At 46.2% G+C, this 22,620-nt stretch carries 21 protein-coding genes; 13 read left to right on the forward strand and 8 right to left on the reverse strand.

The genetic code is table 11. The features are described from left to right. Positions 1 to 9 precede the first annotated feature (9 nt). From HGH90_RS13630 to HGH90_RS13640, 3 genes are all read right to left on the reverse strand, one after another. Entirely contained in the window at positions 10 to 405 is a 396-nt protein-coding gene (locus HGH90_RS13630) for an ester cyclase (RefSeq protein WP_168761953.1), read from the reverse strand. Positions 406 to 465: 60 nt separating this feature from the next. Beyond that, complete coding sequence (locus tag HGH90_RS13635; protein WP_168761954.1) at positions 466 to 1,323, reverse strand: helix-turn-helix domain-containing protein; 858 nt, start codon at positions 1,321 to 1,323, stop codon at positions 466 to 468. Positions 1,324 to 1,422: 99 nt separating this feature from the next. Next, on the reverse strand, positions 1,423 to 2,007 hold the full coding sequence (locus tag HGH90_RS13640; protein WP_168761955.1) for a porin family protein: 585 nt from the start codon (positions 2,005 to 2,007) through the stop codon (positions 1,423 to 1,425). Positions 2,008 to 2,197: 190 nt separating this feature from the next. Between HGH90_RS13640 and HGH90_RS13645 the strand changes: the two genes are divergently transcribed. Then, entirely contained in the window at positions 2,198 to 2,782 is a 585-nt protein-coding gene (locus HGH90_RS13645; RefSeq protein ID WP_169191319.1) for a hypothetical protein, read from the forward strand. Between the two features lie 66 nt (positions 2,783 to 2,848). Here HGH90_RS13645 and HGH90_RS13650 read toward each other — a convergent pair whose 3' ends face one another. Beyond that, positions 2,849 to 3,343 carry an Lrp/AsnC family transcriptional regulator gene (locus tag HGH90_RS13650; protein ID WP_169191320.1) on the reverse strand — a complete coding sequence of 165 codons (495 nt, stop codon included), beginning with the start codon at positions 3,341 to 3,343 and terminating at the stop codon, positions 2,849 to 2,851. Positions 3,344 to 3,454: 111 nt separating this feature from the next. On the opposite strand from HGH90_RS13650, the gene HGH90_RS13655 reads away from it, so the two are divergent. Continuing rightward, entirely contained in the window at positions 3,455 to 4,810 is a 1,356-nt protein-coding gene (locus HGH90_RS13655; RefSeq protein WP_168761959.1) for an MFS transporter, read from the forward strand. A gap of 71 nt (positions 4,811 to 4,881) precedes the next feature. Here HGH90_RS13655 and HGH90_RS13660 read toward each other — a convergent pair whose 3' ends face one another. Continuing rightward, positions 4,882 to 6,195 (reverse strand): ABC transporter substrate-binding protein, encoded by a 1,314-nt coding sequence (locus HGH90_RS13660; RefSeq protein ID WP_168761960.1) that lies wholly within the window; start codon positions 6,193 to 6,195, stop codon positions 4,882 to 4,884. Positions 6,196 to 6,365: 170 nt separating this feature from the next. Continuing rightward, on the reverse strand, positions 6,366 to 7,904 hold the full coding sequence (gene guaA / locus HGH90_RS13665) for a glutamine-hydrolyzing GMP synthase (protein ID WP_169191321.1): 1,539 nt from the start codon (positions 7,902 to 7,904) through the stop codon (positions 6,366 to 6,368). A gap of 93 nt (positions 7,905 to 7,997) precedes the next feature. Between guaA and HGH90_RS13670 the strand changes: the two genes are divergently transcribed. From HGH90_RS13670 to HGH90_RS13715, 10 genes are all read left to right on the forward strand, one after another. Continuing rightward, a complete protein-coding gene (locus HGH90_RS13670; RefSeq protein WP_169191322.1) occupies positions 7,998 to 8,735 on the forward strand; it encodes a head GIN domain-containing protein in 738 nt (245 codons plus the stop codon). Between the two features lie 322 nt (positions 8,736 to 9,057). Further along, the gene (locus HGH90_RS13675; RefSeq protein WP_169191323.1) at positions 9,058 to 9,978 is read left to right on the forward strand and encodes a dialkylrecorsinol condensing enzyme; all 921 of its coding nucleotides are present in this window, start codon (positions 9,058 to 9,060) and stop codon (positions 9,976 to 9,978) included. 183 nt (positions 9,979 to 10,161) lie between these two features. Further along, a complete protein-coding gene (locus HGH90_RS13680; RefSeq protein ID WP_168761963.1) occupies positions 10,162 to 11,298 on the forward strand; it encodes a beta-ketoacyl-ACP synthase III in 1,137 nt (378 codons plus the stop codon). A 24-nt stretch (positions 11,299 to 11,322) separates the two neighbouring features. After that, positions 11,323 to 11,721, forward strand: a complete 399-nt coding sequence (locus tag HGH90_RS13685; RefSeq protein WP_168761964.1) for a hypothetical protein — start codon at positions 11,323 to 11,325, stop codon at positions 11,719 to 11,721. A gap of 101 nt (positions 11,722 to 11,822) precedes the next feature. After that, positions 11,823 to 12,827, forward strand: a complete 1,005-nt coding sequence (locus HGH90_RS13690; protein ID WP_168761965.1) for a BtrH N-terminal domain-containing protein — start codon at positions 11,823 to 11,825, stop codon at positions 12,825 to 12,827. Between the two features lie 12 nt (positions 12,828 to 12,839). Next, a complete protein-coding gene (locus HGH90_RS13695; protein ID WP_211092839.1) occupies positions 12,840 to 13,586 on the forward strand; it encodes an ABC transporter ATP-binding protein in 747 nt (248 codons plus the stop codon). 46 nt (positions 13,587 to 13,632) lie between these two features. Further along, positions 13,633 to 14,925 (forward strand): ABC transporter permease, encoded by a 1,293-nt coding sequence (locus HGH90_RS13700; protein ID WP_168761966.1) that lies wholly within the window; start codon positions 13,633 to 13,635, stop codon positions 14,923 to 14,925. Positions 14,926 to 15,016: 91 nt separating this feature from the next. Beyond that, entirely contained in the window at positions 15,017 to 15,274 is a 258-nt protein-coding gene (locus HGH90_RS13705) for a phosphopantetheine-binding protein (protein WP_145664939.1), read from the forward strand. Between the two features lie 13 nt (positions 15,275 to 15,287). After that, complete coding sequence (locus HGH90_RS13710; protein ID WP_168761968.1) at positions 15,288 to 16,502, forward strand: beta-ketoacyl-[acyl-carrier-protein] synthase family protein; 1,215 nt, start codon at positions 15,288 to 15,290, stop codon at positions 16,500 to 16,502. 16 nt (positions 16,503 to 16,518) lie between these two features. Further along, positions 16,519 to 17,535 carry a beta-ketoacyl synthase chain length factor gene (locus tag HGH90_RS13715; RefSeq protein ID WP_169191324.1) on the forward strand — a complete coding sequence of 339 codons (1,017 nt, stop codon included), beginning with the start codon at positions 16,519 to 16,521 and terminating at the stop codon, positions 17,533 to 17,535. Between the two features lie 3 nt (positions 17,536 to 17,538). Here HGH90_RS13715 and HGH90_RS13720 read toward each other — a convergent pair whose 3' ends face one another. Next, a complete protein-coding gene (locus tag HGH90_RS13720; RefSeq protein WP_169191325.1) occupies positions 17,539 to 19,263 on the reverse strand; it encodes a M14 family metallopeptidase in 1,725 nt (574 codons plus the stop codon). 73 nt (positions 19,264 to 19,336) lie between these two features. Beyond that, entirely contained in the window at positions 19,337 to 19,591 is a 255-nt protein-coding gene (gene rpsT / locus HGH90_RS13725) for a 30S ribosomal protein S20 (RefSeq protein ID WP_168761971.1), read from the reverse strand. Positions 19,592 to 19,832: 241 nt separating this feature from the next. On the opposite strand from rpsT, the gene HGH90_RS13730 reads away from it, so the two are divergent. Continuing rightward, a complete protein-coding gene (locus HGH90_RS13730; RefSeq protein ID WP_169191326.1) occupies positions 19,833 to 22,592 on the forward strand; it encodes a 2-oxoglutarate dehydrogenase E1 component in 2,760 nt (919 codons plus the stop codon). Positions 22,593 to 22,620 lie beyond the last annotated feature (28 nt).

The raw sequence follows: 22,620 nt of genomic DNA on the forward strand, positions 1-22,620 counted from the left end.
GGCAAACAATCAGGTGGTGATTAGTTCTCGTATCGACCAGTGGGCAATATATTGTTCGTTCTTCAACTGGATAATATCAATGATACGCAGGGTAGCCTTACGACCAGTAGGAGCTTGTCCCATGAACGATGCCTGCAGTGTACCGGTAAATGCTTTGTGGGTAACTACTTTATCATCTTCTGCAATCATATCAAAAATCTCCAGCTGGATATCTGGGAGCGCAGGATGCAGGAGCTGGGTAATAAAATTGCGGGTACCTATGCGATCGTTATAGCCTGGTACGCCGGTGTGATTAATGAATCCGGGCGCTACTATTTCTTCGAAGGCATCGAGGTTACCTTTAATAATAAATTCTTCATTGAAGCGTCTTACTATGGCTTTGTTTTTTTCTTGTATCGTCTGCATGTTATCTTTTTATAACTGCAAAGCTACCTGGAAGTCATACAGGCCAGTAACGGAAAAAGCTCAGATCATTGCTTTTTTGGCTCTCGTATGATTAGGGGTGACACCGTAGGTTTGTTTAAAAATCCGGATAAAATGCGAAGTGCTTTCAAATCCGCATGACAAGGCTATTTCCGCCACTTGTAATGGGGTAGTTTGTAATAAGGTGTGGGCATAAGAGAGTCGTTGTTCATTGATCCACTTGCGGGGGGAAGTATGAAATTGTTGCTGGAAATCCCGTTTAAAGGAAGCGAGGCTGCGGCCGGACAGTCTGGCCATCTCTTCCAGTGTCAGGGGTTGAAATAAATGTTGCCGTACAATAAAGGCCAGGTCCTGGGGCTGGGCATGTACAATTTGTTGCAGGAAAGCGAGTATGGCAGCGTGTTGCGGAGTAGCTAACAACAGCAGGAACAGCTCATATAATTTTACCGGTAAAAGTGCCGGTAAGGTAGCGGGTTCCTGGTGGAAATAGTGGACGTATTGTTCCCGGAATGCTTCTATTAATGGATTAACCGGTACTACCAAATGATCTGTTGCAGTAGTTTTCTGGGGAGTGATATAGTTGAATTTGTGAAGGAACCGGCGTAGCAGTTCATCAGAAAAGTAAAGCAACAGGCTTTTGAATTGCAACCCTTCTTCCACAAAGTCGGACATCACATAAAAGCCGCGTTTCATTAGCAGCAGCGAGCCGGCTTCTACTTTTATGGTTTGCTGATCAAAATGTAGCAGTTTATACCCGGAGAGTACAAAAATGATCACATTTTCTTTGAGGAAGATGGTGCGTTTATTGGCCATGCTGCGTTGTTTCAGCATAGCAAAATGGGTGTTGCCTGCTTTGAGTATTTGTTGTCCGTCCTGGTCTTTCGGGAATTTGAGTAACATGTTTCAAATGTAAGCATTCCCGGGTTTTTAAAGGCAGTGGTATAGTCAACGTGACTATACCACCGGGTGACAGTAAAAGGTTAAATGGATGCGGCCGGCTTATTTTTTCCCGAAGGTATAGTCGATACCAACTCTTAGATTTGAGTTGTATTCGGCGCCGATTGATTTCGTAATGCCATGCATATACCTGGCGGAAACACCGAGGCCGAAGGGCAGTTTATAACCAACGCCGACAGATCCAGCCAGGGTAAACCGGTTGTAATAGCTGGTATAGTGCTGCCAGTTGCCGGCGGAACCCTGTTTGGCATCCAACAACATGCTTACTTCCGGACCGGCCTCCACGTAGAGCTTGGGCGTAATATGATATTGTACCATTACGGGTATGCTGAGATATTGTTCCCTGGTTTTGAATGTCAGGGTCTGAAGTGGTTCTCCCGGATGAAGCACTATAAATTTTTGGTTTTGACCATTATAAGAATATATTACTTCGGGTTGCAGTGACCAATGGTCATTCAATTTGAAGTTGGCAAAGCCACCTCCGTAAAAAGACGGAAATACCGGGTTCAGTTTGGAGGTTTTAGACGAAAGTCCAAGTCCCCCTTTAATGCCATAGTGAATGGTTTGGGCACGGGTTGTCAGGGCTGCTGCTACGAACGGAAGCAGGAGCAATAGAATTTTCTTCATGTCTGTAAGTTCTCAGGTGATAGTTGAGTGATTTAATTAAAAGTTACTACAGTAAGGCCTTACAGGGATAAAATTAGAGTTGTAAATGTTAAGAAAATCCTTACTTTATTTTTTTTACATCACTTTAACTATCAAAATTTTCATGTAAGGATGGCAGTGTTTTTGTCTTACTTTATCAAATACTCTTGTTATGCGATATCTTATCTTATTCTTATCCACCCTGTTGTTTACACTGGAAACCAGTGCACAGCAAAGCGCCTGGACGATTGTTCCCGGACAACGCATCGGGCAAATAAAGCTGGAAGCGCCTGCACAGAGCCTGGCAGTATTAGGTAAGCCGGATGGAGGCGATGCTGCTATGATGAAAGCCTGGCGTATCTGGTATAGCCGGAAGAAAGATAACAGCATTGATTCAACGCATATGCTGGCGGTATTCACCGCTATGCGTACACAGGATACGCAGTATGTAAAGCAGATACGGGTTAATTCACCCAAGTTCAAAACTGCAAAAGGCGTGGGGGCCGGCAGCACGTTATCGGCTATCAAAAAAGCTTATCCGGGTGTTAAACTGGTACGGCTATACGAAACGGCCAATAAGGCAAAACGTATTGCTGTGTATGAAGATACCCAACAGGGTATTGCTTTTGAAACGGCTAATTCACGCAGCCGGAAGCCAATTTGCGCTATGGTAGTAGTATTTGACCCTGGCGAATCGGCCGCAGGTTATCTTGATTTTCACGTTGGCTTCGACCTGATGAACCCCGTGGAGCCTTAGTTATCTTGGTGCGCCAGGGTTAGTGTATAACAGTATGGGTAGGTACCGGAAGTTTAGCACATGCGGCTAAAAAACTACCTGGTGGGTAGCTTTGATCACTGAAATCACAAATATACTTTGCGTATGACTCAGGTTATCCAGCTCTCCTAATTTATTTACATAAAATTCACGGTATTCGTCCATGTCCTTTACCTGTACTTTTATCATGAAGTCAAATTCACCAGAGATATTAAGACATTCGGTTACTTCTGTGAAATTCAGTATTTCCTGGATAAACTTCTTGCCACATTTTTTATTATGCTCTTTGAGTGTAATATAACATAACACCGTGAGGCTTTTATTTATTTTCCGGGGATCTACAATAGCGGCGTATTGCTTAATAACTCCGGCCTGTTCCATTTTGCGGATACGTTCATATACGGGTGTGGTGCTCAGGTTAAGCTGGGCCGCGATATCGCGGATGGTCATCTTGGCATCTTTCTGTAACAGCTTCAGGATGCCCATATCTTTCTCGTCGAGGGAAAGTGGGGTGTCGGTAGTATTTTCTTTTTTGTTGACCATCTTGTTTTCTATTTTAAGACAAAATTCTATTTTACTTGTTAATTATAGTCATTTGTTCTAAAATTTTTGCAAAAAAATTACATATGAGATGATTTATTAAGTTTGCACCCAATGAAGCAACGTATTATTTTAACGGTGGCCTGTATGGCTATTTTTTTCGAAGCACTGGATGTATCTGTATTAAACATGGCAATTCCCCAGATGGAGGAGTTCTTTCATTTTGGGGCGGATGCTATTCAGTGGGTGCAAACGGTATATGTGTTGTGCTATGCGGGGTTGGTGCTGCTGGGCGGGCGCCTGGCCGATACCCGTGGCAGGAAGCGTATTTTTATTGTGGGTGCACTCATTTTTGTATTGGCGTCATTGGCGGCAGGATTTTCTTTGAGCTTTGCCTGGCTCCTGGTATGCCGTGCCTTGCAGGGGGCTGGCGTAGCATTAGCCATTCCTGCGGCTATGGCGATTATTACCAACACTTTTACCGAGGCCAGTGCCCGGAACCGGGCACTGGGAATTTTTGGTGCAATGGCGGGAATTGGGTTTGCTACTGGCCTCGCTATCGGGGGACTCATCAGCAACTACCTGGGATGGCAATGGGTATTTTTCATCAATGTACCAGTGATTAGCGTAGCCATTCTCCTGGCGGTAATATATATTCCTGCCGATAAAAAGCCCGTGGTAAAAGCCGAGAACAACGCTGTCAGTGCCTTGCTGATTACTATACTGATGATGCTGGCGGCCTGGTTGATACATGACCTGGTAAACATCGGACAGCACTATACGAAATATGGCATATGGCTGTTGTTGTTTATTGGCGCCGCCATAATTTTCGTGCGCAGGGAACTTGCTCATGAGTCGCCATTGGTCGATTTCCGTTTATTCCGGCTGCGGGGAGTCATGACCGGTAATGCCGGTGCGGCGTTGCTGGGCAGCATGTTCCTGAGCTACATATTTATGCTGACGCTATACCTGCAGCACGATCTTCACTTCAGCCCGTCGCAGGCAGGGTTGTTGCTCTTTCCTTTCAGCATTTTATCCGGCATCGTTTCAAAGTTTGTATTACCGCGGTTATTTACCCGGCTGGGAGTAGCGAAAACAGGGATTTTAGGCTATGCATGTATGTTGGGAGGAATCCTGTTTTTTGTGGCCAGTTATTTCACCGCTTATCCTTTTCTATTCATCTTAGGGGCGGTAGCCTGTATCAATTCGTTCGGGATGGCCATCACTTTCCCTTGTGTTACTATCCTGGCAGTGCAAAGTGTACCGGAGCGGCAGCAGGGGCTGGCATCAGGTATTAATGGTACGGCCAATGCGCTGGGCGGTGGCTTGGGATTGTCGTTGGTAGGGTTGGCAATGGAATTGGCTACGTTGAAAGGATGGAGTGCTTATGGTGCCGGTTTGAGTATCCTGGTGGCCATCGGCTTACTGGCTATTGGGCAGCTGTTATGGTTTTACCGGAGAATGGGTTAGTATAAAGCAAAGCGCCCCCACGCCTTGGCGTGGGAGCGCTTTGCTTTATATAAAGTACGCAGGTATTGCGTCTACTGTTTATTCATTTTGATATCCGTGCTATCTCCTTTCTGGATGATAAAGATATTTTTGTTTTCAAAATAGGAAGGGGTTTGCTCGCCTTCTTTCAGGTAAACCGGCTGAAAGTTATAGCTGGTAATTACCTTAGGGGCTGTTTCTACCATACCATTGAAATAAACGCCGTTACTGTGCAGCAGCCTCACAAAGTAATAGGTCAGGTCAAAGCCTTTGTAGGCCATGTCTGAAGGACGGGCTTTGTAGGTTCTGCGGAAATAGTCGTTTATATACTTGCTGTAAGCATCTGTTTTATCGTTGAAGTATGGCGAAGAGTAATAGATCTGCAGTCCTTTGAATTCAGGTTCTTTCAGTTTAAATACATCCCAGGTGGGCATACCAAATATCTGCAGAGGGTAGGTAGCCGCAGAAACGCTCAGTTTACGCAGCAGGCTTTTCGCGCCAGCTTCATCCAGGGCGGTTACCAACACTACGTTGGTGCGGTCGGTGAGCAGGTACTTGGAAATTTCATCTGTAGAGGTGCCGTCGTTCCAAACTACTTCTTTGATCCTTACTTTTTTAGCGCTCTGCATTTTTTCGTAGGATGCTTTGAAGTCAGCTGCGAGGCGGGCTTCGAAAGCGGTATTCCTGCGGAACAGCACGATGTTTTTATTGGCGAAAGCAGCCTGTACATAGTTCTGAAGGGCCTCGCAGTGTGTTTTGAGTGTGCTGTTGGAGATGTATAAAAATGGATTATCAGTAATGCCGGCATCATTGGGGAAAGTACCGGACACTAGTGTGATTTCTTTTTCTTTGGCAAAATCGGCCAGCTCCTTCAGTTCGGGATTATTGACAGCACCTATGATGAGGTCTGTTGCATCCAGTGCTTTACTCCGGATAAGGGAAGACACACTTTGCCTGGCTTTGCTGTCATATACGTTTACTTTCAGGTTATACCCTTGCTGTTGTAATGAATCGAGGGCCAGTTGGGCGCCTTCGTAAAATTCGAGCCCGGGTAATACATATCTTGGAATTGTGCGGCCAGGAATATCTGCAGAGTTGGCGAAAGCGGAATCCAGGTACAGCGGTGCAAAGAAGGCGATGTTGTAAGTACCTTTTTTTACTTCCTTCGCAAATGCTGGTACGTTGAAGGGCGCTGCTTTGGCGGTTTCTTTTTTCTCTTCCGGCTTTTTGGCCGGGGAAGGTTTACTCAATGATGGCGGTGGCCCGTCTACCCGGGAAGTACTTTTCCTGGAGGAAGAACAGGAGCTGATCAACGCCAGGAGTACGAAGCCGGATAACAGGTTTTTTATGGAAACTAAATGGTTCATAATGGCCGCTAATTTACAAAAATCATTCCTAGTAGTTCTAAAAAGCTAAAAGCTTAAAGCAGAAAGCAAAAAGCTATTGAAGCGAATGACCAGTGTAACATTAATATTTGCACAAATCTCCGCTTCAATAGCTTTTTGCTTTCTGCTTTAAGCTTTCAGCCTTAAATTAATTACTCCCACTCTATGGTAGCCGGTGGCTTGGAGCTGATGTCGTATACTACGCGGTTAATACCTTTTACCTTGTTAATGATGTCGTTAGACATTTTAGCGAGGAATTCGTATGGCAGATGCGCCCAGTCGGCGGTCATACCATCTACGGAGGTTACTGCGCGTAATGCTACTGTAAATTCGTAGGTGCGTTCATCTCCCATTACACCTACACTTTGTACCGGCAAGAGGATGGTACCTGCCTGCCATACTTTGTCGTACAGGCCGGCTTCTCTCAGTCCCTCTATATATACGGCATCTGCTTCCTGCAGCATATGTACCTTTTCGGGGGTAATAGCGCCCAGGATACGGATGGCCAGGCCAGGACCAGGGAAAGGATGACGGCCCAGGAATATTTCGCTGATACCGATTTCGCGGCCTACGCGGCGTACCTCATCTTTGAAGAGGAAGCGCAGGGGCTCTACCAGTTGCATGTTCATTTTTTCCGGTAAGCCACCTACGTTGTGGTGCGATTTGATCGTCACAGAAGGACCATTCACAGAAACGGATTCAATCACATCAGGATAGATTGTACCCTGGCCGAGGAAGGAAATGTCTGTCAGCTGGGTAGCTTCCTGCTGGAAGACTTCTATGAAGAGGCGACCAATGATTTTGCGTTTTTGCTCGGGGTCGGAAACACCATTAAGCTGACCATAAAACAGGGCTTTCGCATCCACTCCCTTTACATTTAATCCCATATGTTTATAGGATTCAAGTACGGTTTCAAACTCATCTTTTCTCAGAAGGCCGTTGTCAACAAAGATGCAGAAGAGGTTTTTGCCAATGGCTTTGTGGATCAGTTCAGCCGCTACGGTAGAATCTACACCACCGCTGAGCGCCATTACTACTCTTTTTTCGCCTACCTGTGCTTTGATCTTTTCTACCGTTTCGTGCACAAAAGCAGCCGGTGTCCAGTCCTGTTGACAATTACAGATATGTACCAGGAAGTTGCGCAAAATTTGTTTGCCTTCCAGGGAGTGGGTTACTTCCGGGTGGAATTGTAAACCGAATATGGGATTAGCTGCAGCAGTGGTGCTTTTGAAGGCAGCTACCGGGATATTTTCTGTAGTGGCGATGATATCGAAATTTTCCGGAATACGTTTAATGGTATCGGAGTGGCTCATCCATACCTGGCTCTTGGGGGAGATATCATATAATAATTTCTCTTCCCTGTCCTGGTGTTCCATAAAAGCTCGGCCATATTCGCGGATGTTGCTTTTAGCTACGTCTCCGCCGAAATTTTTGGCCATCATCTGGGCGCCGTAGCAGATGCCCAGTACAGGTACTTTTGCTGCAATGGCTGCAATGTCGATGTTGGGCGCTTTTTCATCATTTACGGAGAAAGGACTGCCTGATAATATAACACCTTTGATCGTTTCATCCCAGGCGATGGGCTGAAGGCAAGGCTTAATTTCGCAATAAACATTCAGTTCACGGATGCTGCGTGCAATCAGCTGTGTATACTGGGAACCGAAATCGAGGATAAGTATCTTTTCTGTCATGGTGGTGCAAAGATAAAGCCCTTCGGTCAATTTCAGATTTTGAAATTCGAAATTCAGAAATCTGGCGTATCTTTCTACTATAATTCTTGACCCATGATATCAACAAAATCTCTCCTATGTCAGGCCACTGTGGCTCTTTCTACTGTTTTACTGTTAAATTCCTGCGATGTAATCGGCCAGAACCGGGTAAAAGGTAACGGGCATGTTACTAAAGAAGAAAGACAGTCGGCAGCTTTCCATCAACTCAAGGTAGAAGGCAGCATGAATGTATTCTTGTCCCAGGGCGAGGCTAAGCCAGCCGTTATTGAGGCGGAGGATAATATTATACCGCTGATAGAATTTGCCCGGGAGGGTGACAAATTGGTAGTACGTTTTAAAAGAGGTATTTCTGTCAGTACACATAAAGACATCAATATTTATTTAACCACCCCGGAGGTAGACGAGGCTAGTTTGGCCGGGGCGGGCGACCTGAAATTAACGGATAGGTTTAACACCAAGTCCAACGTGAAGTTCAGCCTCACCGGTTCTGGTAATCTCAGTGGTGAAATTAATGCGCCGGCTGTAAAAGCATCTATTGCCGGTTCGGGTAATATCCAGCTGAAGGGCGAAACCCGGGATATGGACCTGGTGATTGCCGGCAGCGGTAATTTTGAGGGAGATAAGCTCCTGGCGGAAAACGCCAGCGTAAAAATTGCGGGTAGCGGCGATGCAGATGTGTATGCCAGCGTGAAGCTGGATGCAAAGATTACAGGTTCTGGAAATGTAAACTACGGAGGCACCCCTTCCGTTAATTCTTCCGTTACCGGTTCAGGTACTGTACAGAAGAAATAAAATCAACATTTGCAAATTTTTAACACTTCGCATATCATAATTCGTACCCTTTCGCTGTTTATAGTGGAAGTTTTACAAACATAACAAGTCCTTGAGTCCAGGTACAGCATTCGCAATTTTATGCCGGCTGATGCTGTACCTGGCTGGGGCACAAGCAGTTACCTCAATTAAAAATACCCCATCCCATCAACGATTCGCATCAAATTATCATTAAATCACATGAATGATGACCGTTTTTTTGTATGTTTACGGTTTGATTTGTAGTTTTCGCCAATTAAGTTGTTGGAATTACGTTTTGAATTGTTGAACTCCTATTCCTTTTATGAACGAAAGACCGAGGATCCTGGTGGTATATTATACCCAGACAGGGCAATTGAAAAGGGTTATTGATCATGTGCTGGCTCCGTTGGAAGGCAAAGCCGATATTACATTTGAGCAGCTGGTACCCGTAACGCCGTTTCCTTTTCCATGGGGAAAGCAGCAATTTTATGATACTATGCCGGAAACGGTGCAGCTGACACCGCGCGCCATACAACCGCTGAAAGTAGATGTGAATGCACATTTCGACCTGGTGATCATGGCCTATCAGCCCTGGTTTTTGTCGCCTTCCCAACCTACGGCTGCTTTTCTGCAAAGTGATGCTGGCAGGCAATTATTAAAAGGGAAGAAGGTCGTTACCTTGCTGGGCAGCCGGAATATGTGGCTCAATGCGCAGGAGAAAGTAAAAGGGTATTTGCAGCAGGCCGGCGCCCAGCTGGTCGGTAATATTGTACTGGTAGATAAATCTCCTAATCTCATCTCTGTAATCACCATCCTCCGTTGGGCATTCAAGGGAAAGAAGGAAGCCACCCGCTTTTTACCACAGGCAGGTATACAGGAAAACGAAATTATAACCTCCAACCGTTTTGCCGCACCCCTGGAAAAAGCTTTACTGCAGCAGCAATGGAGTAATTTACATCCACAGTTGCTGGCGCTCGACGCCGTAGAGCTGAAACCTAACCTGGTGGTGCTGGAAGCCAAAGGAATCAGGGCTTTCCGTTTCTGGGCAAAATTCATCAGCGCCAAAGGCGGTCCAGGAGCGGCTTCCCGCCAGGGCAGGGTAAGTATGTACCGGGGATTATTGTTAGCCGGTATCTTTGTATTAACACCCATTAGCCTGATTACTTCTCTTATAAAACTCAATTTGAAGAAGAATCAACTACGCAGGGAAGTGGATTACTATAAAGGTATTTCTTTGCGGTAACCTGCTTTATTAGCTAGCTTTACGCTGCGGCGTGATAATTGTAATTCCGATTAGAGTTCTATATTTACGTCCGGTATATAACGCATTTTAAATAAAAAACATTTATCTCTGAGCGCTGTCTGGCAAGGCAAGCAGTGTTGATCAGGTTATTATATGTAGCCTTTAAAGACGAATAATTTTCAAATGAAGGAAGTTTATATTACCAGGCTGTCGAAATTTTTACCTAACAAGCCTGTTGAAAATGATGAAATGGAGAGCATTCTCGGCATGGTAGACGGAAAACCTTCTCGTGCACGTTTAAAGATTTTGGGTAACAATAAAATCAAGACGCGTTACTACTCTTTAGACAAGGATGGCCAATCAACGCATTCCAATGCCGAAATGACGGCAACAGCAGTAGAACAGTTGTTCGATGAGAAATTCCCCATCAACAAATTAGAGTTGCTGGCTTGTGGTACCACCTCTCCTGACCAACTGCTCCCCAATCATGCTGCTATGGTACATGGTATTTTAAGATGCCAGCCCTTAGAACTGATTGCGGCTACAGGTGCGTGTGCAGCTGGTATGCAGGCTTTCAAATATGCCTGGATGTCTGTTCGTTGTGGTAATACTTCCAACGCGGTAAGTACCGGTTCAGAAAAATTTTCTGCCTGGATGCTGGCACAGAAATTTCAGCCTGAAGCAGAAAACCTGAAAAGCCTCGACGAAAATCCCATCATCGCTTTTGAAAAAGACTTCCTCCGCTGGATGCTGTCCGATGGCGCCAGTGCCGCACTGTTCCAGGATAAACCTAATGACGAAGGATTGTCGCTGCGGGTGGACTGGGTAGAAATACTGTCTTACGCCAACGAGCTGGAAACCTGTATGTATGCAGGGGCTATCAAGCAACCAGATGGTAACACTACCGGCTGGATAGATATGACGCCGGAAGAGTGGGCTCAACATAGCGTTTTCTCTTTTAAACAGGATACCCGTTTACTGGGCAAGAATATAGTTCCTTCGGGAGCAAAGATGTGGAAAGAATTGGTAGAACGGCACCAGATTAACCTGGATGAAATAGATTTCTTCCTGCCGCATTTATCTTCTGAGTTCTTCAGATTAAAGATCGATGAGGAAATTACCCGGCTGGGCGTACCTATTCCATTGGACAAATGGTTTACCAACCTGGCTAATGTAGGTAATGTAGGTACGGCATCGCCTTACCTGATGCTGGAAGAGCTGATGAATACCGGCCGCCTGAAGAAAGGACAGAAAGTAGTGTTGATGGTACCGGAGAGCGCGCGTTTCTCTTATGCTTACGCGCATATTACCGTAGTATAAGGATCACTTCTAAAAACTGCTATCATGAAAAAAGAGGAAGTACCGCAAGACAGCGACAACCTGCATGAAGGTACATTCAAACAGATTATGTATGCGGTGGATAATTCCGGTAATTATGTGCAGGTGCAAAGTGCAGGCTGGGAGCCGGAAAACATTGCAATGGACCAGGCCTGGGAAGAAGTGAATGAAAGAATAAAGACTGCCCGTGCCCGTGTGGAAGCAGGGGAAATCAGCCCGGTAGCTTACTACATGGAAAAGAACCTGATGGACCTGGCGCTATTGGCCAGTTATGTTGGAAAATTCCAGTGGCAGGTAAAAAGGCATATGAAGCCCGGCGTCTTTAAAAAGCTCTCGCCTAAAATGGTGCAACGGTATGCTGATGCCTTTAAAGTGAGTGTAACGGAGCTGTTACAGATAAAATAAATATCACGCAGGGGCGCAAAGCAGCAAAACGCGCAAAGAACCGATTGTTTATATTTTCTTTGTGCGTTTTGCTGCTTTGTGTCTTTACGACCAACAATAATATGAGTAATTCTATTTTCCAACACAAACAGACAGCTCATTGTGAGAGTGGAGTAATATCAAACCTGCTGGGACACCAGGGTTTGCAAATCAGCGAACCAATGGCATTTGGTATTGGCGCCGGTATATTTTTTGGACACCTGCCCTTCGTAAAGGTCAATGGTGTGCCCGGTACTACCTATCGTATCTGGCCGGGCGCTATTTTCCAGCGGGTATGTAAACGCCTGGGCGTGAAAATGGAATCAGAAAAATTTTCCACGCCGGAGAAGGGGATGCTGGCGCTCGACAAAGTAGTGGCAGCAGGTATCCCGGTTGGATTGCAGTCCAGCGTATATTATCTGCCCTATTTCCCGCCTTCCTATCGTTTTCACTTTAATGCGCATAACCTGGTGGTATATGGTAAGCAGGAGGATCAATACCTGGTGAGCGACCCGGTGATGGATACAGTGACTACCATAGATCCGGAAAGCCTGGCGCAGGCGCGCTTTGCGAAAGGATTTCCCGCCCCTAAAGGAAAGATGTATTATCCGGTGTATGTACCGTCGAAAGTATCACTGGAAAAACCAATCCAGGAGGGCATTGCACAGGCCTGCCACTTTATGCTGAAAGTGCCGCTGCCTATGTTTGGCGTAAAAGGAATACGTTTCCTGGCTAAAAGAGTAGCCAATTATGCCACCAATCCGGGCGACCGTAAAGCCACGTTGTACCTGGGAAATATTATCCGTATGCAGGAAGAAATAGGCACCGGTGGTGCAGGTTTCCGCTTCCTGTATGCCGCTTTTTTACAGGAGGCGTCAGTAGTATTGAAAAATGACCAGTTGAGCAAACTGGCGGGAGAGCTTACCCAAACCGGTGATTTGTGGCGTAATTTTGCATTTGCAGCAGGACGGGTATGTAAAAGCCGGTCAGCCAGCGATGTATCTTATAAAGAATTAAGTGAGATGTTGATGACTTGTGCTGCCTCCGAGGAGGCTTTCTTCCGGAAGCTGGCACAGGTGAAGTTTTAAATACGAATAAGCATGTCCGGCATAACTGTCAACGAACTATATAAAACCTACAAAGGAAGCGCAGCGCCTACCCTGAAAGGGTTGACGTTTCAGTTTGAAAAGGGAAAAATTGCCGGTTTATTAGGACCAAATGGCGCAGGAAAAACCACCACTATTTCTATCTTATGTGGTATTGTGAAGAGTGATACGGGAGAAGTGTTCATTCACGGTTTAAAACAGGATGCTGCACACCGGGAAGCTATTAAGCGGCTTATCGGGATAGTGCCCCAGCAGATTGCACTATATCCACAATTATCTGCTGTGGAAAACCTCACCTACTTTGGTAACCTCTATGGTTTCAAAGGCAAGTCATTACAGCAGAAAATTATGCATTACCTGGAGCTGTTTGGATTAGAAGCGAGTGCACATAAAGAAATTCATAAATATTCCGGTGGCATGAAGCGGCGGGCAAACATTATTGCCGCTATTTTGCACGATCCCCAATTGCTGGTGCTGGATGAGCCCACCGCAGGGGTAGACGTGCAATCCCGCGGTATGATATTACAGTTTCTGCGTGACTACAACCGGCAGGGAGCCAGCATACTTTATACCTCCCACCTGCTGGAAGAAGCCCAGTCTTTATGTGAAGAAGTGGTGATCATGGATGCGGGCAAAATGATTGTACATGGTAATCCGCTTACCCTGATCCGGGAGCATGACACCTGTAATAACCTGGAGGATGTGTTCCTGCATTTCACGGGACATGGGGTGAGAGACTAGCTTTTGGCATTTAAATTAAACGAATACAAAAAGCGCTGTAACAGCTATGTTAAGATTACTGGCAACAATAAGGAAAGAATGGCAGCTGCTGTTGCGCGATAAAACAGGATTGATATTGCTGTTTGTAATGCCCGTAGTATTAATTACGGTGATGGCGCTGATACAGGATGCGCCGTTTAAAGATTACCAGGATATCAAATTTGACATATTAACGGTAGATAATGACCATGGCCGTTTGGGCCGGTATATCAGGGAAGGATTGGAATCTGGCGGGCAATTCAATATTATTGATTCGCTGGAAGGCAAACCGGTCACGGCAGAGCGGGCCCGGCAACTGGTTAATGAAGGCAAATACAAGATCAGCATCATTGTGCCGGAAGGGGCTACCGCGGCTATTGTGAGTAATGCCAATCATATTGTAAACGATATTACAAAGCGAATGGGCATGTCGGTATCTTTGCCAGTAAAGCAGCAGGCCGACTCATTGAATGTGATCATTTATTTTGATCCGGCTGCAAAGAAAGCTTTCAAAGGGGCTATTCACCAGGCATTGGATAATTTCCTGACACAGGTAGAAACTGACATGCTGCTGGGCCGTATCAAGCAGCAGCTGAAAAGCAAAGATTCGGTGGCCAATGCTACAGATACACTGCCTATCCGTTTGCAGGCCGTTGGATTACAGGAACACAGCACCGGTACAGGCAAACAGTTGGATGTTATTTCCAACTCGGTACAGCACAATGTGCCTGCCTGGAGCATTTTCGCGATGTTTTTTATCGTTATTCCCATTGCAGGGAATATGATCCGGGAACGGGAAGATGGCAGCCTGCTGCGGATGAAGCTGATTCCAGGATCTTACCTGGCGATACTGGCTGGAAAAATGCTTTTTTTCGTAGGTATCTGTGTATTACAATTTTACCTGATGATGCTGGTAGGTATTTACGTAATGCCTCTGCTGGACCTGCCTACTCTGCAAATGGGTCAGCATCACGGGGCTACCTTACTGGTGGCGGCAGGCATCGGGCTGGCAGCTACGGCTTATGGCATCCTGGTAGGCACGATATTTAAAACGCCTAACCAGGCGCTTAATTTCGGGGCTATCTCCATTGTCATTTTATCGGCCATTGGAGGTATATGGATTCCTTTGGAAGTGATGCCGGCAAAAATGCAGCTGCTGGGGCATTTATCCCCGCTGAGCTGGGGACTGGATGCGATTAACGATATTTACCTGCGTAACGGAGATATTGATTATGTGTGGAAGAATGTAGTAAGATTAATACTCACAGGACTGGCTATGCTGGCCTTAGCCGGGTGGATGGAAAAACGGAGATTGAACTGATAAATGTTTTCAAAACAATAGTAAAACTGTATTTTTACCCCCCACAAGGGCGTTCGCCTGTGTGAACAGCAGGTGATAAACCTACAACATTATGGAAGAATTAAAAAAGAAACTGAAAGAACAAATCATTGAGGCACTGAACCTGCAGGATACCAAACCAGAAGACATTGACGACAATGCACCCTTGTTTGGCGAAGGTTTAGGACTCGATAGTATTGATTCCCTTGAACTGATGGTATTACTGGAAAGACAATATCATATCAAGGTGGAAGATCCCCGTGAAGGTCGTAAGATCTTACAGTCTGTTCAGTCAATGGCAGAATTTATTACATCCAAACAACCCGCATAGGTAAATTGGCGGCATGGCGGAAAGAGTTTTTATAACAGGGGTAGGAATGATCACCGCCATTGGTGATGATGTGGCCGGAAACCTGCACAGTCTGCGGTCTCAGCGCAGTGGCCTGGGCTATACCGAATATATTGATACCATTTACCGGCAGGTGTTGCCCGTGGCAGAAGTAAAGCATCCCAGTGAGTCGCTGTTTGCACTGGCTGGTGTGCCGGTGAAAGAGGGCTATACCCGTACTACCCTGCTGGGATTAATCGCCATGCAGGAAGCTTTGCGGGATGCCGGAATAGAGGACGTGCAATCTGCTCCTACCGGCTTTATCAATGCCAGCACGGTGGGTGGAATGTGTGATACCGAAAAAGTGTACTTCGATATCATAGATCCGGAAAAAACAGGCACCTTTTTACAATACATTGATACGCTGGACTGCGCCGACTGTACACAACGTATAGCCGATATTGTTGGATTCAGCGAACATATTGCCACCATTAGTACTGCCTGTTCATCTTCCGCCAATGCATTGATGTTTGGCGCGCGTATGATCAGGCAGGGCATGTTGCCCCGCATGGTATGCGGGGGCACAGAAGCGCTGACCCGCTTTACACTCAATGGTTTCAACTCCCTGAAAAATGTAGATAAGCAGTTTTGCCGTCCCTTTGATCAGCAGCGTACGGGGTTAAACCTGGGAGAAGGTGCTGCCTACCTGGTGTTGGAAAGCGAGTCGTTTGCCAAAGCCAACAATAGCCGCATTCTCGCGGAACTGAGCGGGTACTGTAATACCAATGAAGCTTTCCACCCCACTTCACCGTCGCCGGACGGAGATGGCGCTTATGAAGCCATGAAGACCGCGTTGGCCATGAGTGGCCATTCCCTGGAACAGGTGGAATATATCAATGTGCATGGTACTGCCACGCTCAATAACGATGTATCGGAAGGAAAAGCACTCGAACGGTTGTTTGGTGACAAAGTTCCCCTGTTCAGTTCCACCAAGCCCTTTACCGGGCACACTTTGGCAGCAGCAGGCGCTATAGAAGCCATATATTCCATATTAGCTATACGACACGGGTTAATATTCCCAAATCTCAATTTTTCGGAAAAAATGGAAGAATTGAGCGTTACACCGGTAACACAACTACTGGAGGGATATCCCGTTAATAATGTTATTTCAAACTCATTCGGCTTTGGGGGCAACAATGCTTCCCTGGTGATCAGTAAATATGAAGGGTAAGTGTTATATACAAGGAATGGCAGCCATTTCTCCTCAGCCAACTTTTGAGGGAGACATTTTTCAGGCGCCACTGGTGCATACAGATAGTAACCTGCTTGCCTGTATAGAACCTGATTACAAGCCGTTTATTCCCGGCAACAGCCTGCGTCGCATGACGCGCACGCTGAAAATGGGGCTCACCGCCGCATTGAAATGTATACAGGATAGCGGGATCTCTTCGCCAGGTCCTATTATCACCGGCACCGGGAAAGGTAGTTTACAGGATACCGAAAAGTTCATTAAAGAAATTGTTGAGTATAAGGAAACAGCTTTAAATCCTACGCCATTTATTCAATCTACCTACAATTCGGTAAATGGCCTGATTGCTCTCCAGCAAAAATGCACAGCCTATAACAATACATTTGTACACCGCGGTTTCTCCTTTGAAAATGCTTTGCTCGACAGTATCATGATGATACAGGAAGGAGCATCCCATACGCTGACCGGTGCTTTTGAAGAAATTACCCAAGAACATTTTTATATCAAGAGCCGGATTGGTTGCTGGAAGTCGGCACCTGTCAACAGCCAGGATGTATACCAGCAACTATCTCCGGGTACTATAGCAGGCGAGGGGGCCACCTTCTTTACGCTTACGGACGCTGCAACTCCTCAGAGTTATGCGGCTATTTCCGGGTTCAGGATGTTGTATAAACCCAGTGAGGAAAAGCTGGCAACCACCTTGCGGAATTTTAGTCAGAGTGCAGACCTGGTTATTTGCGGCCGTAATGGCGACAGTAACCACGAACATTATTACGAAGTAATGGATGCTTGTTTCCCGGGCGTACCCCAATTACCTTTCAAGCATTTATGCGGCGAATATGATACGGCAGGTGCATTTGGTCTCTGGTTGGGAGCCTGGATACTGAAAGCGCAGCAACTGCCTGCTTCCTGGTTTCCCATGCAGGAGCAATTGACTGCGCCGGTTCATTCCATTTTATTTTACAATCACTTTTTTGGAGAGCAGCACGTGATGCTCCAGCTGGAGCGGGTATAGCATTTAATGCACCCTGTATACAGGGTAGCGCATGTACTCCGGTTCTGCATAGGGCGAGTTTTTAAAAACAAACTCCAGCTGCGCGCTGCCATTATGGGCAAAGGCGGTATCTGCCGCTTTTTTCCTGTTTAGCAACTCCTGTAATTCCGGGTGCTCCTTCAGGTACGCTGCCCCAGTATCTTCAAATACATAAGGCGAATAGCCTTCTTTTTGCCCTAGTACCGCATCAAAAAAGTTCCAGGCGAAGAACGAATCGCCGCCGGTAGGTTCCAGCGTTTCCATGAGGAAGCGGTTGGCTGCCTGGTTCATGGGAATATACCAATCACCTTTTCGGAAGTGTATGGAATCCTTGCTGGCAATGACTTTAATGTTGGTATGCAGGTAGTGTTTTTCGAACGGTTTGTTATAGGTCTGAAAGTCGGCTATATGATATACTTCCACATACAGGGTGGTATCCCTGGGTAGCGGTTGCATTTGTACGTTATTATTTTTAAGGAGATGAATAACGGTCCACCACCCCTGGGGGATGATATATGCTGCCGGTTTTTCCACGAAATTGGTAGCTACGGCCTGGTTATAGAATTTGACCTGTCTGACATAGGGTCGGGTTCTGTCGTAATATAACCTCGGTAGGCCGGAAATGGCGCTGGGTCTGTGTCCGGAAGCGAAGCCACGGAACGTAATGTTTGTGTACTGCTTCATATCAAACTGCCAGGCCAGTGGGAAGCTGGACTGGGTAAGGGAAGTTTGTTTAGCCTGTTCCCGTAGCTGCCTGATGGTTTCGCTGTAAATGGAAGTAAACTGTATAAAGCATTCCATCAGGGCGTAAGTGGCTTTTACGCGTTGTGGATAAGGTTTGAGCATGTGTGTTTCCGGCACAAACCCGAAGGAATGAAAGAGGGTGGTATAGCCGGTGGAGTAGCGTGGGCCGTCTGCAAACTCTACCCATCCGCTGTCGGGTGTTTCACCGAAATGGTTGACGTAGGGAACGAGGTCGTAGCCTTTTTCTTTCATAAGGCTATACAGGCCCGGTTCAAAGGTTTTGTTCATGAATTCGCCCATGGGGCCGCCCAATTTATTGTGCTGGGTAGTGAGTAGGGTCATGATATGCTGATAGTCGGCTCCGTTGCTCACGTGGTTATCCACAAATACATCAGGGTCGGTCAGGTGATAGATTTGCTGGAACGCCAAAGCGTTCTTTGAATCGGCCTTGATAAAGTCGCGGTTCAGGTCAAGGTTTTGCCCGTTGCCCCGGGATCCGAAGGCATCCGGGCCGTTTTGGTCAACACGGTACCAGGGTGAACGGTTGAGCATGCCACCGATATTATACACCGGGATCACTGCCAGGATCACGTTATCGGGCAGCTTGGTTTTGCCCAGGGCCAGGTCACGGAGCAGCATCATGCTGGCATCTATTCCGTCGGGCTCTCCGGGGTGTATGCCGTTATTAATGAGTATAATACGTTTATTCTTCTTATGCAGGCTTTTAAAATCGAAATCCCGTTGAGGGGAGTAGGTAACCAGGTGGAGCGGGAACCCGGCATCGGTGGTACCGATGGTACGGAGGTTGATTTGCGGGAATCTTTTGGCTAGCAGTTGGTAGTATTGAATAACTTCCGGGTAGGTAACTGTTTCGCGGCCATTGGTTTTTTCGTACCGGGTGGTGAGGTCCTGGGCGAAGCCGCCATATGGTAACAGGGAGGCGAGGAGGATAAGTATCTTTTTCATATACGATCGTGATAGGAAAAACAAAAAGCCCTTCCTTTTAGAGGAAGAGCTATAAATATTGTTACTGAAACAATTAAGCGAGGGCCAGAACTCTCTTAGCCAGCTTGCTTTTCAGGTTTGCAGCTTTGTTTTTGTGAATAACGTTACGTTTAGCCAGCTTATCGATCATGGAAGCTACCTCAGCTAAATCTTTCTCCGCTGTTGCTTTGTCAGTCACTGCTTTCAGGTCACGGATGGCGTTACGGGTAGTTTTACCATAGTAACGATTACGCTCATTACGCTTTCTGCTTTGACGTACGTCTTTTTTTGTTGCTTTATGGTTTGCCATTTTTCAAATTTCAAGTTTCGGACGGCAAAGGTAACTATATTCCATTTACAAAACAAACTAAATGTAGTTTTTCCGTCAAAGTGCAAATATAAGGCTGATTTATCACAGATAATCACTTGATTTTTTCTCATTTTTTCCAACCAGCGTATCGAAAAACGAGCGATATTTGCAATCCCATATATTAATGTATTGGGACCAACAGAAAAGTATTTGAACTGAAGATCAGCAAAACTCGTTGTAAATGAAGGACTTCTCATTCGTCACTAACTCACATCCTGCTTACATAGAATCGTTATACCAGGATTTCCGCAAAGATCCCAACTCTGTAGACCCGGATTGGGTTAAATTTTTCGAAGGATTTGATTTTGCAGTATCCAATGTAAACGGTCACGCAGGGGCAGCAGCACCGGTAGCAGGGGGCAGCACTTCATTGCCGGTGAGTGACGACCAGTTGGCGAAAGAACTGGGTGTATACCGCCTGATACAGGCGTATCGCAAAAAGGGCCATTTGATTGCTAAAACCAACCCCATCCGTGAGAGAAAAGACCGGAAGGCCAACCTGGACCTTGCCAGTTTTGGATTAGGGGATGCTGATCTTAAAACTGAATTCTTTGCCGGTACTACCATCGGTGTGGGTAAGGCTACGCTGGAAAAAATCATAGCTTACCTGAACCAGATCTATGCTGCTTCCGTAGGCTTACAATACACTTACATTAACGATCGCACGAAAGCGAAATGGCTGGAAAAGGAGTTTGAAAGTATCATGACCCAGCCCCTGTCGCTCGAGCAGCGTCGCCGCATCCTGCAGAAGCTGAATCAGGGTGTTATCTTCGAAAAATTCCTCCACACAAAATATATCGGACAAAAACGTTTTGGCCTGGAAGGGGGCGAATCTACCATTCCTGCGCTGGATGCGATCATCAACGTGGCCGCAGAATATGGCGTACAGGAATCCGTGATCGGCATGGCTCACCGCGGCCGTTTGAACGTATTGGCCAACATTCTCGGAAAAACATACGAGCAGATCTTCAATGAATTTGAAGGCCTGGCTACCCCGGATATGACCATGGGTAGCGGTGACGTGAAATATCACCTGGGTTTCCGCTCACAGGTAACTACTCCGGCCGGCAAACCGGTAAACCTGCAACTGATGCCTAACCCTTCCCACCTGGAAGTGGTAGATCCGATTGTAGTAGGTTTTGCCCGTAGTAAAGCCGATGTAATCTATAACAGCGATTATGATAAAATACTGCCTATCCTCATTCATGGTGATGCTGCCGTAGCTGGTCAGGGTATTGTGTATGAAGTAGAGCAGATGAGCAAACTGAAAGGCTACTACGTAGGTGGTTCCATTCATTTTGTTATCAATAACCAGATCGGTTTTACGACCGATTTCGATGATGCCCGCTCATCAGACTATTGCACCAGCGTGGCTTCTATCGTACAGGCGCCGGTATTCCACGTAAATGGCGATGATGCAGAAGCGGTGGTAAAAGTATCACAGCTGGCTGCCCGTTACCGCCAGGAATTCAATGAAGATGTGTTCATCGACATGGTGTGTTACCGTAAGCATGGGCACAACGAGGGTGATGAACCTAAGTTTACCCAACCAAGCCTGTATGCATTGATTGAAAAACACGCCAATCCGCGTGAAGTATATACCCAGTTCCTGCTGAATAATGGAGAGTCTGATGCCCAGGCATTAGCCAAGGAAATGGAAACAGTATTCTGGGCCGATTTGCAGGCTCGTTTGGATGAAGTGAAACAGCATCCGCTGCCTTACGCCAACCAGAAACCGGAACAATGGTGGCTGGCCCTCCGCAAAGCCACGCCACAAGATTTTGAAGCGTCCCCGGCAACTGCTATCAAGGAAGAAGATTTCAAACGTCTGTTCGACGGATTGATGAAATGGCCGGAAAACTTCGTACCACTGCGTAAAGTGAGTAAACTGCTGCAAGATAAAATAAAGCTGTACCAAGAAGAAGGTAAAGTAGATTGGGCCACCGGTGAACTGTTGGCCTACGCCAGTCTCCTGATCGAAGGAAAAGATGTAAGAATGAGCGGGGAAGATGTGAAGCGCGGTACTTTCTCTCACCGTCATGCGGTTTTATTTGATGAGAATACCAATGAAACATATAACCGTCTCAGTCACTTCCAGGAAAACCAGGGTAAATTCAGAATTTATAATTCTTTGTTGAGCGAATATGGTGTGTTAGGCTTTGAATATGGTTACGCCATGGCCAATCCTAACAACCTGGTATTATGGGAAGCACAATATGGCGACTTTGTTAATGGTGCGCAAACAGTGATTGACCAGTATATCAGCAGTGCAGAGCAAAAATGGACAACCCAGAATGGTTTGGTGATGTTGTTGCCTCATGGATATGAAGGAGGTGGACCTGATCACTCCAATGCCCGTCCGGAGCGTTTCTTACAGCAATGTGCAGAAGAAAATATGGTGATTACCAATATCACTACGGCAGCCAACTTCTTCCATGCGTTGCGTCGTCAGCTGACCTGGCAGTTCCGTAAGCCGCTGATTAACTTCTCGCCTAAAGCCAACCTGCGTCATGTAGGAGCTTACTCTACTATGGCAGAATTTACACAGGGCGGATTTAAAGAGGTGCTGGACGATCCGTTTATCGATGATGCTGCGGTGGTGAAAAAAGTATTGTTGTGTACTGGTAAAATGTATTTCGACCTGAGTGATAAACAAGCCAAGGATGACCGTAAAGATGTGGCCATCGTTCGCCTGGAACAACTGTATCCATTGCCGGTAAAACAGCTGGAAGTGATTGCTCAGAAATATAAGGGAGCTACCTTCTTCTGGGTACAGGAAGAGCCATTGAATATGGGAGCTGCAGCGTACCTGCAAATGAATCTGAAACAGATCAATTATGGCGTTATCAGTCGTAATCCGAGCGCTTCGACTGCTACCGGTTATGCGAAAGTGCATGCACGCGAGCAGCAACAGATTATTGATACGGCTTTTAACATCTAAAAAAATTAAACGAATAAACAGAATAACC

The sequence above is a fragment of the Chitinophaga sp. Ak27 genome (assembly GCF_012726295.1).
In the GTDB taxonomy this organism is placed as follows: domain Bacteria; phylum Bacteroidota; class Bacteroidia; order Chitinophagales; family Chitinophagaceae; genus Chitinophaga.